Origin of the sequence: Streptomyces sp. NPDC005408 (assembly GCF_040606445.1) — a bacterium.
Taxonomy (GTDB): Bacteria; Actinomycetota; Actinomycetes; order Streptomycetales; family Streptomycetaceae; genus Streptomyces.
Genome location: NZ_JBEXEX010000017.1, coordinates 19,713 through 32,511, shown reverse-complemented (window position 1 = coordinate 32,511; position 12,799 = coordinate 19,713). Strand labels below are relative to the sequence as shown.

General features: G+C 68.7%; 12 protein-coding genes and 1 pseudogene. 6 read left to right on the top strand and 7 right to left on the bottom strand.

What is annotated here, in order from left to right; genetic code table 11:
- Nucleotides 1-128: 128 nt before the first annotated feature.
- Nucleotides 129-434, bottom strand: coding sequence for a hypothetical protein (locus tag ABZS64_RS18130; RefSeq protein WP_355830105.1), 306 nt, complete (start codon nucleotides 432-434; stop codon nucleotides 129-131).
- Nucleotides 435-756: 322 nt separating this feature from the next.
- On the opposite strand from ABZS64_RS18130, the gene ABZS64_RS18125 reads away from it, so the two are divergent.
- Nucleotides 757-1,629: a bifunctional DNA primase/polymerase gene (locus tag ABZS64_RS18125; RefSeq protein WP_355830102.1), complete on the top strand. Its 873-nt coding sequence runs from the start codon at nucleotides 757-759 to the stop codon at nucleotides 1,627-1,629.
- Between the two features lie 170 nt (nucleotides 1,630-1,799).
- Nucleotides 1,800-2,621 (top strand): MBL fold metallo-hydrolase, encoded by an 822-nt coding sequence (locus tag ABZS64_RS18120; RefSeq protein ID WP_355830099.1) that lies wholly within the window; start codon nucleotides 1,800-1,802, stop codon nucleotides 2,619-2,621.
- Here ABZS64_RS18120 and ABZS64_RS18115 read toward each other — a convergent pair.
- Nucleotides 2,618-2,881, bottom strand: a complete 264-nt coding sequence (locus ABZS64_RS18115) for a hypothetical protein (RefSeq protein WP_355830097.1) — start codon at nucleotides 2,879-2,881, stop codon at nucleotides 2,618-2,620. The two genes, ABZS64_RS18120 and ABZS64_RS18115, sit on opposite strands and share 4 nt — an antisense overlap.
- Nucleotides 2,882-3,048: 167 nt before the next feature.
- Between ABZS64_RS18115 and ABZS64_RS18110 the strand changes: the two genes are divergently transcribed.
- On the top strand, nucleotides 3,049-3,195 hold the full coding sequence (locus tag ABZS64_RS18110) for a hypothetical protein (RefSeq protein ID WP_355830094.1): 147 nt from the start codon (nucleotides 3,049-3,051) through the stop codon (nucleotides 3,193-3,195).
- Between the two features lie 150 nt (nucleotides 3,196-3,345).
- Here ABZS64_RS18110 and ABZS64_RS18105 read toward each other — a convergent pair whose 3' ends face one another.
- Together ABZS64_RS18105 and ABZS64_RS18100 are read right to left on the bottom strand one after the other, a co-directional pair.
- On the bottom strand, nucleotides 3,346-4,014 hold the full coding sequence (locus tag ABZS64_RS18105; RefSeq protein WP_355830370.1) for a hypothetical protein: 669 nt from the start codon (nucleotides 4,012-4,014) through the stop codon (nucleotides 3,346-3,348).
- 45 nt (nucleotides 4,015-4,059) lie between these two features.
- Nucleotides 4,060-4,440 (bottom strand): annotated as a pseudogene (locus ABZS64_RS18100) (kelch repeat-containing protein); the annotation flags it as partial.
- A 1,071-nt stretch (nucleotides 4,441-5,511) separates the two neighbouring features.
- Between ABZS64_RS18100 and ABZS64_RS18095 the strand changes: the two are divergent.
- Genes ABZS64_RS18095 through ABZS64_RS18085 form a run of 3 tightly spaced genes read left to right on the top strand, consistent with a single transcriptional unit; the run spans nucleotide 5,512 to nucleotide 8,485 of the window.
- Nucleotides 5,512-5,643: a hypothetical protein gene (locus ABZS64_RS18095; RefSeq protein WP_355830092.1), complete on the top strand. Its 132-nt coding sequence runs from the start codon at nucleotides 5,512-5,514 to the stop codon at nucleotides 5,641-5,643.
- 53 nt (nucleotides 5,644-5,696) lie between these two features.
- Complete coding sequence (locus tag ABZS64_RS18090) at nucleotides 5,697-7,571, top strand: ABC transporter ATP-binding protein (RefSeq protein WP_355830089.1); 1,875 nt, start codon at nucleotides 5,697-5,699, stop codon at nucleotides 7,569-7,571.
- Nucleotides 7,568-8,485 carry a serine/threonine-protein kinase gene (locus ABZS64_RS18085; RefSeq protein ID WP_355830087.1) on the top strand — a complete coding sequence of 306 codons (918 nt, stop codon included), beginning with the start codon at nucleotides 7,568-7,570 and terminating at the stop codon, nucleotides 8,483-8,485. Before ABZS64_RS18090 ends, ABZS64_RS18085 begins: the two co-directional genes overlap by 4 nt.
- 519 nt (nucleotides 8,486-9,004) lie before the next feature.
- Here the strand turns inward: ABZS64_RS18085 and ABZS64_RS18080 are convergent.
- The 3 genes from ABZS64_RS18080 to ABZS64_RS18070 form a co-directional block, all read right to left on the bottom strand.
- Nucleotides 9,005-10,777 (bottom strand): pentapeptide repeat-containing protein, encoded by a 1,773-nt coding sequence (locus ABZS64_RS18080; RefSeq protein ID WP_355830367.1) that lies wholly within the window; start codon nucleotides 10,775-10,777, stop codon nucleotides 9,005-9,007.
- Nucleotides 10,778-10,878: 101 nt separating this feature from the next.
- Nucleotides 10,879-11,757: an SUMF1/EgtB/PvdO family nonheme iron enzyme gene (locus ABZS64_RS18075; protein WP_355830084.1), complete on the bottom strand. Its 879-nt coding sequence runs from the start codon at nucleotides 11,755-11,757 to the stop codon at nucleotides 10,879-10,881.
- A gap of 109 nt (nucleotides 11,758-11,866) precedes the next feature.
- On the bottom strand, nucleotides 11,867-12,652 hold the full coding sequence (locus ABZS64_RS18070) for an aminotransferase class IV family protein (RefSeq protein WP_355830081.1): 786 nt from the start codon (nucleotides 12,650-12,652) through the stop codon (nucleotides 11,867-11,869).
- Nucleotides 12,653-12,799 lie beyond the last annotated feature (147 nt).

Here is a 12,799-nt window from a genome sequence, read left to right as displayed (position 1 = left end):
GTCACAGCCTGCGCGGCACGCACAACAGCGTGCTCGCGGTACGCACAACAGCCTGCGCAACGGCACCGAAGTACCGTCGCGCAGGCCGTCGTTCACCCTCGGTCCAACCCCCCGTCGGGGGCCGGTCCTCACCACAGATTCGTGAAGTTCACCACCGCGCTGGACTGGTCGATCGCCGTGAAGCCCGAGCCGTTCACGCTTGCGGTGTTGTTCTGGTTGGACGCTCCGGCGCCGCTCGCCACCTGCTGGGTGGTGGTCGAATTGCCCCAGTTGTCGCCGGCGACGCCACTGCCGACGATCGAGGCCACCGTCGCGTTCGATCCGTCGTCCGCGAACGCGCCGTTGTCAGCCTGGGCGACACCCGAGAACAGGGCGGCAGCGAGGGGCAGGGCAGCGACGGCGGCGAGAGCGCGGGCGGTACGGATGCTTGCCATGTCATTTCCTCCAGGAACTGGAACTGGAACCGAACTGCAGAACTACGGCTTGTTCCAAGGCAGTTGGCCGACCGCCCGGGATCGTGGTCACGACATCGCGAGATCAAGTTGCCCACCGAATCCCTGGCGAACCACCCCGGAGGCCCCAATTCCCCCTCAAGCGTGATGACATGTCGATAAACCCCCTCCGCGCCGACAGAACCCCAGCTCAGCCCCCTTAACACCGCACAACCCGGACAGGGCAAGGAGGGAAGCGTTACGGCATATTTTCGGCCAATCTTTCCCCCTTCCTTTCTTCGAACACCTGTACGAACATAGAGCCATGGCCACCACCGACCGGCAGAACGCCACCCTGGCCCTCGCCCACGCTCTCTCCGCCGCCGAGCGCGGGCTCCCCGTCATCCCCTTGTCCCCCACCAAGCTCCCCGCCCTGCGCTCCCCGCACCGGGGAGAGGCCGAGCCGGTCCTGTGCCGCGGCGAATGCGGCCTCCCCGGCCATGGTGTCCACGACGCCACCACCGACCCGGCCGGCGTACGGGCCCTCTTCGCCGCCGCCCCCTGGGCCACCGGCTACGGCATCGCCTGCGGCAGGCCGCCGCACCATCTGATCGGCATCGACCTCGACACCAAGTCCTCGACCGACTCCGTCGCCGCGCTCCAGGATCTGGCCCTGCGCCATCTGTTCACCATCCCGGAGACGGTCACCGTCCTCACCCCGAGCGGCGGCCGCCACCTCTGGCTGACCGGCCCGCCCGACGTGGTCGTCCCGAACTCCGCGAGCCGGCTCGCCCCCGGAATCGACGTCCGCGGCGCCGGCGGCTATCTCGTCGGCCCCGGCTCGGTCAGCGCCCACGGCGCGTACCGCCTCGCACCCGGCACGGCGGAGCTGTCCCCCGCGCCCTGCCCCCGCGCACTCCTGCGCCTTGTGACACCCCCCGTACGCCCCCACCACACCCAGGCCGCCGCGTCGCGCCCGCCGCAGGGCCAGGGCCTGGTCCAGTTCGTCCTCGCTGCGCACGAGGGCCAGCGCAACACCCGGCTGTTCTGGGCGGCCTGCCGCGCATACGAGAACGGCTTCGGCGACGAACTCGCGGACGCCCTCACCGAAGCGGCGGTCCACGCGGGCCTGACGGAACGGGAGGCCCGCGCGACGATCGCCTCGGCCGACCGGCTCACGTCGGGACGCCGCCACTGACCGGGGTCCCGGGTGCGTGGGCATCCTCACGGGCACACTCTGGATACATGGGCACCGCGACTCCGGGGTCCTGTGCACCCGCGAGCGGGTCGCGGGGCTGATCGCGGCCGCGGCTCTCTGGACGGCCGCGGTCCCGCCCCCGTCCCCTGGGGGACTCACGGAGACTCACCATGAGCATTCACAAGGCAGGACGTGACACCACCGTCCTCAGTGACTATCTCGAAGTGCCCGGAATCGGCTTCCTACCGGTCAACGCCTTCGTCCTGCACGCCCTCGAGCCCGTGGTCGTCGACACCGGCCTCTCGCTCGCCGACCGGGACTTCCTCAACACCCTCGGCTCGGTCCTCGACCCGGTCGACGTCCGCTGGATCTGGCTCACGCACCCCGACCGCGACCACACCGGCGGGCTGTTCGACCTGCTCGCCGCGGCACCCAAGGCACGCGTGGTGACCACCTTCATCGGCGCGGGCATCATGTCCACCGAACGGCCTCTGCCCCTCGACCGCGTCTGCCTGGTCAACCCGGGCCAGACCCTGGACGTCGGCGACCGCGTCCTCAGGGCGTTCCGGCCGCCGCTGTTCGACAACCCCGCCACCGTCGGTTTCTACGACGACCGAACGGCGACGTGCTTCAGCTCCGACTGCTTCGGCGCGCCGATGCCCAGCGCGGAACTTGCCGTCGCCGACGACGTCGGCGCCGTACCCGCCGAGGACCTGCGCGGCGGGCAACTGCTGTGGGCGACGGTCGACAGCCCCTGGGTGCACGCGGTCGACAGGGACAAATACCTCGCCACACTCCAGCCCCTGCGGACGATGGCCCCGGACCTGGTCCTCTGCACCCACCTGCCGCCCGCACCGGGCCTGACCCCGCAGATGCTCGACACCCTCACCGAGGCCCCGGGCGCGGACCCCTTCGTCGGCCCGGACCAGCATGCACTCGAGCAGATGCTCGCGGGCTTCGAACCGGCCGCCGGCGCAGGTTCACGCGCCTAGTCCTGAATCAGCAGGTCCGGGTGCGTGATCACAAAGATCATGTACGCGACCGCCGCGGCCGTCCCCAGGGAAGCAAGCCCCAGACCGATCAGCGTCTGAACCCGACTCGCACCGTGCTGCGACGCAGCGCGGTTCTCGACGACGCCCCGGACCAGGCCCGCCAGGCCAAGAGGCAGGGCCAGCAGCCAGACGACCATCCAGAACGGACAGCAGAACCAGAAGGCGACGGAAGCCCCGCCGAACGCGAGCGCGAGACTCATCGTGGCAGCGGCGCACCTGGTGCTGTCCGTAGCGGCCCTCTCCGTAGGAATGCCGGCGGAGAATCTGCCGGCATGGTTCCTCATTCCAGGGCTGGTCTCCTCTGTGGCGCGACTGGCGTCTGTGTCCTTGATGCGCGCGAGGAAAGGATGATCGACGCCGTCCGGCGATGATCTCGACCAGAGTGCGGGCGCGCATCGCTGTCCTACAGCGCTACTACGCGAAGGTCCTGGATGGCGAAAAGGCCAGGATGAACGACCTCATCGATCAGGGCTTCGCAGAACACGGGCAGGGCAGCGGCAGGCCTATCGCCTGAAGGGCGAGCGCCTGCCACGGAAGCAGTGTGGTGCGGCTGAACGCGGAAGGGGTGCCTCTCACTGAGAGGCACCCCTTCGGAACGTCACCCGGGTTCCGTCGGCCCGGCGTCCCGTGCGGAGCAGTACGCCGCCTTCGGGAACCGGACCGGTCAGTCTTCGATGTCGAAGGCCTCCACCGTGTCCAGGGGGAGGGCTCCGCCGTTGCTACCGCCGATGGCGTAGACGCATGTGCGGTGCAAGCTATCGGGGCACGGCGCGGCGACCCCTGCCAGGTTGAAGCGCGCGGTGGGCATCGAGGGCAGCGTCGCCCAGACATTGGCCGTGGGGCTGTAGGCCTCCACCGTGCGTAGGGCATCGCTGGTACGAACGCCGCCGAACGCGTACACGCAGATCTGCCTCGCGGCCTTGGGGCACGGTGCGGCCGCGCCTGCCAGGCCGGAGCGGGCAGTGGGCATCAACGGCAACGTCGCCCAGACATTGGGGGTGGGAACGTACGCCTCCACCGTGCGATGCAGATCATCGGGGGCGCCGCCGCCGGGAAAACCGCCGTAGGCGTACACGCAGGTCTCGTTCCGTCCCACGACCGCGTTCGGGCAGGGCGCGGCCGCTCCGGCCAGAGAGTTGCGGGCGGTGGGCATCGAGGGCAGGGTCACCCACATGTTCGTGGCCGGACTGTACGCCTCCACCGTGCTCAGCTGAATGAAACCGGCCCTGCGGTTGCCGCCGCCTACGGCGTACACGCAGGTCCCCCTCAGCCCGGCGACACCCGGGGGGCAGGGCGCGGTCGCCCCAGCCAGCGTGTCCCGGGTGGAGTTCATCGAGGGCAGGGTCACCCACATGTTCGTGGCCGGGCTGTACGCCTCCACCGTGCTCAGCTGGTTCGCGGGGCCGGCGTCGTCGGAGCCGCCGAACGCGTACACGCAGGTCCCCCGCAGCCCCGCAACGCCCGAAGGACAGGGCGCGGTCGCCCCCGCCAAGCCGGAGCGGGCAGTGTTCATCGAGGGCAAGGTCACCCACATGTTCGTGACCGGGCTGTACGCCTCCACCGTGCTCACCACGCCGGTGCCGTCGGAGCCGCCGAACGCGTACACGCAGGTCCCCCGCAGCCCCGCAAGGCCCGAAGGACAGGGCGCGGTCGCCGCCGCCAAGCCGGAGCGGGCGGTGTTCAGGTGAGGCACCGTCAGCCATGCGCCCTGGGCGTACGCGAGCGTGGGTGTCAGGGCCAGCAGGGGCGCCAGCAGCATCGACAAGAGCCACCGACGGATCGCTCCGGTTCGGGAACCCCCTTCCCGCCTGAATGAGATTTTCACGTACGTTCCTGCCTTCCTGGCGATGCCTCGGAGAGCTGAGCCTTATGCCGCAAATCGGACACGCGCCAATACTGTGGTGCTGGCAGGTACCAGGCCTCCCGATGGCGGCAACCGGCTGAACCTGCTCCGTGGCTGGGCCGCTCGGCCGAGGCCGCCGCCGCTGCTGCTGCTGCTGCTGCTGCACGAACGGTTGCGACAACCCGTGCGGCGCCCAGCGTGACGGCCGCTCATATCCGCAGGCCATCCCTGATGGTGAGTGGCGAACGGATGCCGACTTCCCTCGTCAGCCCCCCTTGACCGCCCCGTTTGCTGGTGGTGGGTCGGGCTCGGTCGCCAGCCTCGGCATCGGACTGCGGTGGTCGACTGTGCCGGGCGTCGGCGGGCCTCTGCCCGGCGCGCACCGCCGCGTCGCGCGGCCGGACCCGGGCTCGTGGCCGTCTTACTCGCGAGTGTTGCCTGACTTGGCAACGCTAGTCGCCGATTCGGGGCGGGAGGTAGCGGTGCGGATGGAGGTGCGAGGCTGTAGTGCCGGAGGGCGTGCCAGACTCGTGCCAGGTCGAGCGGTTATCCAGGGTCAGGTGGGGTTTTGCGAGGTGCCGTCGGACGTGATCGACCTGGTGCTGCCGTATGGCCTATCGGCCAGCGACGACTGGTGCGTACCACCGTCAGGCTTACAAGGAAGATGTCACTCCGGTTGGCTGTAGCGCACCGCTGACGGGCCCCCGCGTTAGGCGCGGTCAGCGGCCGGCGGTGATGGCCTTGACGAGACGTGCGACGTCGTCGCCAGTCGGCCGGCCGACGGTCCGCCGTCGCGGTCGGCTTCCTCGGCGACCGGATCCGTGCCCGGCCGCTGCTCGCCGCGCTCGCGTTCGTCCGGGCCGCGGCGCAGCTCCCACCGCCCTGGCCTGCGGATATGAGGAGCGCGCAAGAAATTTCCCCGGAGCGCCATCCAACGGCCGCTCTGAGACGTATCTGGATTGAAATCACATTGCAGGAGGGAAGCTCATGATCTTCAGTCATCTCAGTCCCGCGAAGCACCGTCGCGGCAAGAAGGACAAGCCGTCGACGTCAAGCCGCGCCGACTCCACCGGCAAGCGCCGTCGTCGTCGCCGTACCACCACCCATGGTCACAAGTGACCGCAGACAACGGCTGAGCGGGCCGGAGCCCCGGTTCCCGGCCCGCTCAACCCATGATCCATGAGGATGCCATGGCGCGTGTCTCGGTTCTGCGGCGGCTGCTCTCAGTGACCGATGACCACGATGCGGTTGTCGCCGCCGCGCCTCCGGTCGCCCCGCGTGAGGTGTTCCGGCGTTTTTGGCCCTATACACGCGGTGGTCGGCGCTGGCTCGTTCCCCTGCTCGGCTTCAGCATGATCGGACCTGTCATCGACGCGGCCGAGATCTGGCTTTTCAAGGTCGTGGTGGACGACGTCCTCGTCCCGCGTGATCTGGGCCCCTTCCTCTGGATCGCCCTTGCATACATGGGCCTCATCGTCTGCTCCGGCATTCTGGGATTCGCCGACGATGTGCTCTCCACCTGGGTCAGCGAGCGGTTCCTGCTGACACTCCGGTTGGATGTGTTCCGGCATGTCCAGGGACTCTCGCTCGGGTTTTTCGAACGACGGCGCCTGGGGGACGTGCTGTCCCGTGTCACCGGCGACGTCGACGCGGTCGAGACGTTCCTCCTCTCAGGGGTGGCGAACGGCCTCTATCACGTCGTCCGCCTGGGCGTCTTCCTCGGCCTGCTGTTCTACCTGCGGTGGGATCTGACTCTCCTCGCACTCGTCATCGTGCCGCTGTTCTGGTGCTCGGCCCGGCGTTTCTCCCGGCTGATCAAGGCCGTGTCACGGGAGCGCAGACGGCGCAGCGGTTCGATCAGTGCGATCGCAGAGGAGTCGCTCGGCAACACCGCCCTGGTCCAGGCGTACAACCGGCAGGAGTGGGAGGAGGGCCGGTTCGAGCGCGAGAACGTGGGCAGGTTCCGCGCGGCGCTGGCTTCGGCGCGGATCCGCGCGGTCTACGGGCCGATCGTCGACATCATCGAGCTGACCGGGGCGCTGGCCGTGATGGCGCTGGGCACCTGGAAACTGGCGCAGGGGCAGCTCACGCTGGGCGGGCTGCTGGTCTTCCTGGCGTTGCTGAGCAAGCTATACAGCCCCATCCGCGACCTGTCCCACCTCACCAACACCTTCTACGCGGCGTCCGCCTCCGCCGAGCGGATCATCGAGTTGCTCGACCAGCGCCCCCAGGTCCTCGAAGCCGCCGACGCCCGGCGGATCGGGCGTGCCCGCGGGGAGGTGGAGTTCGACGGCGTCTCCTTCCGCTATCCCGGCACGTCCCGGTGGGCGCTGTCCGACGTGTCGTTCCGAGTGGAGTCCGGCGGGACGCTGGCGGTGGTCGGGGCGAGTGGTGCCGGCAAGTCCACGGTCGCGAAGCTGCAACTGCGCTTCTACGACCCGGAGCATGGGGCGGTCCGCCTCGACGGCACCGATCTGAAGGACCTCCGGCTGTCCGAACTGCGCGAGAACGTCGCGGTGGTACTGCAGGAGACCCTCGTCTTTCACGGCACCGTGCGCGAAAACATCGCCTACGGCCGCCCGGAGGCGACAGACGCGGACATCGTCGCAGCGGCCCGCGCCGCCGACGCGCACGACTTCATCCGGCTCCTTCCGGAGGGTTACGACACCCTGGTGGGCCAGCGCGGTCGGACGCTCTCCGGCGGGCAGCGCCAGCGCCTCGCGATCGCCCGCGCGATGATCAGGGACGCGCCCGTACTGCTCCTCGACGAGCCGACCACCGGTCTGGACGCCCAGTCGGGTTGGCGGATCATGGAACCCCTGCGCAGGCTGATGTCCGGTCGGACCACCATCGTCATCTCGCACAATCTGCTCACGGTCCGCGACGCGACATGGATCGTGGTGCTGGACCACGGCCGGGTCGTCGAGCGCGGCACACATGAAGACCTGCTCGTACGCGGGGGGACCTACGCCCGGCTTCACCGGCTGATCGGAGCAACCGGCACCGTGCCCGCTGGCTCCCCACCCGCGAGGAAGGTGCTCTCATGAGCCACGCCACAGCACGACCGGCTCCGCCGCCCCTGGCGCCCGGAACGAGACCCGCGCCCGGTTACGAGGTGCTTGCGCACCTCGCCCGGACCGGGTGGCTCGACCTCTACGACAGCTGGAGCGAGGAACGCGGCTGCCGATGCGTGGTGAAAGTGGTGCGCCCCGACCGACGTCACGAGGATCGGCTACGGGATCGGCTGCTGCGGGAGGGCGACTGGCTCCGGGCCTTCACCCATCCGCACCTGGTGCGCGCCTACGAGAATTTCGAGTCGCCCGAACCGCTCGTCGTGCTGGAAACGCTGACCGGCGAAACGCTGTCCCACCTCATCCACCGGTTGCGGCGCCGAACGGCCGCCGAGGACGTGGCCCTCCTCGGCGTGCACATGTGTTCCGCGATCCACTACCTCCATGGGCAGGGTCTGCTGCACCTGGACCTCAAGCCCTCCAACGTCGTCGTCGACTGCGGGCACGCCAAAGTGCTCGACCTCAGCGTTGCGCGCCCGCCCGGCATCGCCCCTCCCGGCGTGGGCACCTTCTGCTATCTCGCTCCCGAGCAGGCGCGCGGCGGCCCGCTGTCGGCCGCCGCCGACGTGTGGGGCATCGGCGTCACCTTGTACGAGGTCGCCACCGGCGATGTGCCGTTCGACAGTGGCGAGACCGTGGACGGGACCGGTGGCGGCGGCGAACCGAGCGGCCGGGACGATTGGTATCCCCAGCTCGAAGGAACTGCGCCGCCGATAGCGTCCCGCCGACGCCTGCCGCGCGACCTTGCTGCGGCCATCGACGGCTGCCTCCGGCCCGACCCGGGCGCCCGGCCCACGATCCCCGAACTCGCCGCCGTCTTCGGCGCGAATCCACCCAGGCTGCGGCGCCACGGTGCACCGCCTTCGGTCGCTCGACGCGGCAGGCAATGAGCAGAGGTGACCAGGCTGCACCACCGCCGCATCCGGGAAGCCGCCCACGATCCACACTCCGTGGCGCTCGCCGCGTTCCTTCCCTCGCCGTGGCCCGTGCCGGGGCGAACGGTACCGGAGCGGGAGCGGCCGCGTTCGCCGCCCGGACTTCCCCGGGGCCGCTTAGTCCTGGGCCACACCTGGGCCACACACCCTGGTCAGACCCGGGGCACAGGCGAGAAACCGTGAGACAGTTCGAATACGGAAGGGGTACCCGGACGCTCCGGGCACCCCTTCTCACCTGGCCTTATGTGCCATATGCGGTGGGTGTGGGATTTGAACCCACGGTGACATCGCTGCCACGACGGTTTTCAAGAGCGTCAAGCGTGCGGCACGAACGCCCTGGTCAGGTGCCGTTTCGGCTCCCGTCAGGGGTGTCTGGCCCACACATGGCCCATGGGCCCCGGAAAAGGGCCCTTGCCGTCACCGGCTCACCGGCGATATGGGGAACTTCGGGGTGACGAAATGCTGGAGTGACGGCTACCGCTTGACCCGCCCACGGATGGCGAGCACGGCGAGGCCGAGCAGCACGGGTTCGGCCAGCCGGGAGGCCATCTCGGTGTAGATACCGGCAGTGGAGAGGTCCTGGCCGGAAGAGCGGAAGACGACCGAGTTCACCACGGTCCGCAGGGACTTCTCCCATCGCTCGGGAGTGAGCCGGGTGCGGAGCGGGCCGGAAGGGTTGACCGGGTCGGGCTTGTCGGTGGTCAGTGAGATGTCCTGTCCGGCCAGCCGTCCGGTGGTGGCGGGTTTCGGGTCGTCCAGCGGTAGCCCCCACAGCATCATGACCAGCACCGTGCCAGCCATGGCACCGAGCAGCCAGCCCAGTGCGCGGGTAGCCCGCAGACCGTACCCGGACACCGCCCAGTACACGGCCAACAGTGCCCGCTCGGCGCGGGGCCGTTTGCGATCGTGGCGGCGCATCTCCATCTCGCCGTAATAGAAGTCCGCCGCGTCCGGCTCGTTCTTGCTGTCCTCGAAGGACTTCCGCAGCTGCCGGTACACCGGCGCCAGTCCCGCCGGACCCACCACCTCCACCCCGTACGGCGCCTCTGTCCAGCCGGACAGCCCCTGCATATGGCGCCAGTGCTGTTCCTCGGCCAGCGTCCGCCGTGCGGTCCAGCGCACCGGAAGCAGCCCACGCCGCCGCAGACCAGCAGGGATGGGCGCAAGCGGGCATTCACCTTCCAGCCGCAGCTGGTCCAGGTGCACCGTTCCGGACAGCAGGCAGCCGCTGAGGTCCACGTCGTGGAGCACCAGGTGCGCCGCGTCTGCTCCCTGCAGGGACTCCATGCGCACCCCCGAATCGTTGCCAATCAGCTCCCCCTCTGGCAGGCCTCGGCCGCTCGGATGGGGGAAGGGTGCGGGCCGAGCGGTGACGCTCAGCGGATACTCGAAGACCGCGTCGCTCAGGTCGACACTGGCGTATCTCAGCCGCAGGGCGGCCGTGGAGTCCCACCGCGTTCGCTGGCACTCGAGGCGGGCTGCTGCCGCCTCAAGTGTCACGGGGCTGGCGAACCGTGCTCTGGACAGGACGAGGGTTCCCTGGCAGACCAGGGGGCCCAGCTGCCCAGTTTTCTCGAACGTCGCCCATTCGAAACAGGCGTGGGCGGCGAACCTCGCCCAATCGAACCGGGCGTCGGCGGAAAACGTCACCCCCTCGAACTGGGCTTCGGCGGCGAACCTCACCTTGCCGAACCAGGCGTCGCCGGAGAACGTCACCCCGTCGAACCGGGCTTCGGCGGCGAACCTCACACTGATGAATCTGGCGACGTCGGAGAACTTCGCCCTGCCGAACCAGGCGTCGCCGGAGAACGTCGCTTCGTCGAACCAGGCGACGCCGGAGAACGTCGCTTCGTCGAACCAGGCGCCGTCGGAGAACTTCGCCCTGCCGAACCGGGCTTCGGCGGCGAACCTCACACTGCCGAACCAGGCGCCGCCGGAGAACCTCGCTTCGTCGAACCAGGCGACGCCAACGCGGGGTTGTCCGCTAGCGGGATCACGGAGCGCGTCCAGGAGTTGCCGCAGCAGACTCTGTGAGATGGGGGTGCCGCGGTGGTCGACGTCGCTGCCAGGCGTCAGTGCGCTGAGGTAGGTGGCCCTATCCGCGTTCCTGAGGTGAGCCAGGCACTCGCCGGACGGCTCTACCCGACGACCGCGGCAGCCAACCGGGTCGCTGATCGGGTCCGCACCGCCTGCGCAGTGTGGCCAGTCCGGCGGGCTTAAGGGGGGCGGTGTGCTGGTGGTCGTCATGTCCGCTGGGACGCTCTCGGCCGATGCCCGGTTGCCGCGGGCGGGATCCGTCACGGCCTGTATCCCTAGAACCGCAGGAAGATGAATTCCGTCGGTGGCCCTCACCCCTTGCGGGGCGTCATCTGTTCAGGCGTCGCCACACATCGGAAGCCTGTGTCGTCGTCATGCATCGTGTCGTTGGCGTCGTTGGAAACGGCGGGCGCTCCCCGGAACAGAGGGCTCGTGAAGGCGCTCCCGCGAAGTTCGTACCGCCCTGGCGTAGTCGGCGTCGCGAGCCATTCCCACACGTTGCCCACCATGTCATAGACCCCGTACGGCGAAACGCCGCTGTGGTATCGAGAGACGGACGTCGTAAGCTCCACCCCGGTCTCTCGGACGTTGCACTTTGCGGCCGTCTTCTGGTCGCCCCACGGGAAGGTACGGCCGGAGGTGCCTCTCGCCGCCTTCTCCCACTGTTCGGCTGTCGGCAGCGACTTCCCCGCCCACGTCGCGTACGCGTTCGCGTCTCGCCAGGTCACGTGTACAACGGGATGGTCGTACAGCTCACGCGGACACCGGCCGTTCTGCCAGTGCTCAGGCACCGGATGCCGGGTGGCGGCGCAGAACCGCGCGTAGTCGGCGTTGGTCGTCGGGAAGGTGTCGATGTGGAATTCATCCACCCACACCGGATCGTCGTCCTCCCCCGACAGGAAGATCCCTTCCGGAACATGTGCCATGTGCTTCCCGTCACCGGAATGCTTCACGTAGTCGCCGCTGCTCGTCTGTTCTTCGTCGGGTTCGATAACCGCTTGGGTAGGGATGTCGTCCTCCGCAAGGATGCCGACGAAGCGCCCCTGAGCATCCTGGTCGGCCTTGGCGAGCAGGGTGTCCAAGGCCGCTTGATTCACCATGCGCAGGGTGGCTTGCTCGCCGTCTGCCTCCCACCGAGAGACGATGCGATCGGACACCCCGAGCTTCTCGGAGAACTCCATGAGGCTCATGCGTACGGCTTCACGCAGTGCCTTAACTTCACGTCCGGTCCATTTCGTAACGAGTGGCATGGGCTACCTCACGTGAATCGCCGCTCCGGAGAGGGGCGGCGGCACGCGTCTACAGGCGGTCGCCGGGAATCCCGGCGTAGCCGAAACGCAGTGCGTCGAGCACAGGGTGGTCCTGCGGGAACTGCACGTCGTCGAGCGCGCTCACGGAGCGCACGCCGATCGACGTGTTCGTGGCGAATGCGGCGGCCATGTTCGGGACGTCGGCAAGCTGGACCGGGGCAGTGACCTGCTTTGGAGCGTCAAGGCTCTGAAGCAGGAGCATCGTCGTACCGGGGAGCACGGGGGCGTCCGGCCAAATGACTGTCCCGTCTTGGGCGACGAAACCGAGATTCCACGTGCCCCCCTCGGAGACACGGCCGTCCGGTTCGACGAACACTGCATCGTCGAATCCGGCGAGTTGTGCGTCACGCCGAATCCGGAGCTGCGAGTGGAGGCCGATGTGCTTCACCGCGGCACTGTCACGAGTGAAGGTGAAGGACTTGGCGGTGAGCGGGGGCGGGGGCATGGCTCCCGCCGGCCGCAAGTTCACCAGAACGTGAGGGGACTTGGCGTCGCTGGGTCGTCCCATGTCGATAGCGGGATCAAAGACTGTGACGCGAAGACCAGCGGCACCGGTGACGCCCTCGGCTGCCTTACGGATGTAGCTCTGCGTCTGATCGCGGTCCAACTCGACACCGAAGACGATTCGGCAGTCCCGCACCAATCGGTCCAGGTGAAGCGATAGGCCCCGGATGGTGCCGTCTTCCATGCGCATCGACGTGAAGTGCCCATAGTTCGTGAGGGCGAGGCTCTGGAGTTCGTCGAGGGTGACGGGTTTTCCGTTCAGTTCAGCCATGCAGCCAGTCTTGCAGCCGCTAACGACCCGCCAACACCCCGTTAAGCAGCCAAAGTTCGGATTAGTTCGGTGCAGGGGCGGCGGGAGTACGTACTCACGGAGCGCTCGCCGGGACACGCTAAGAGCATGATGGCGAACGCACCGCGA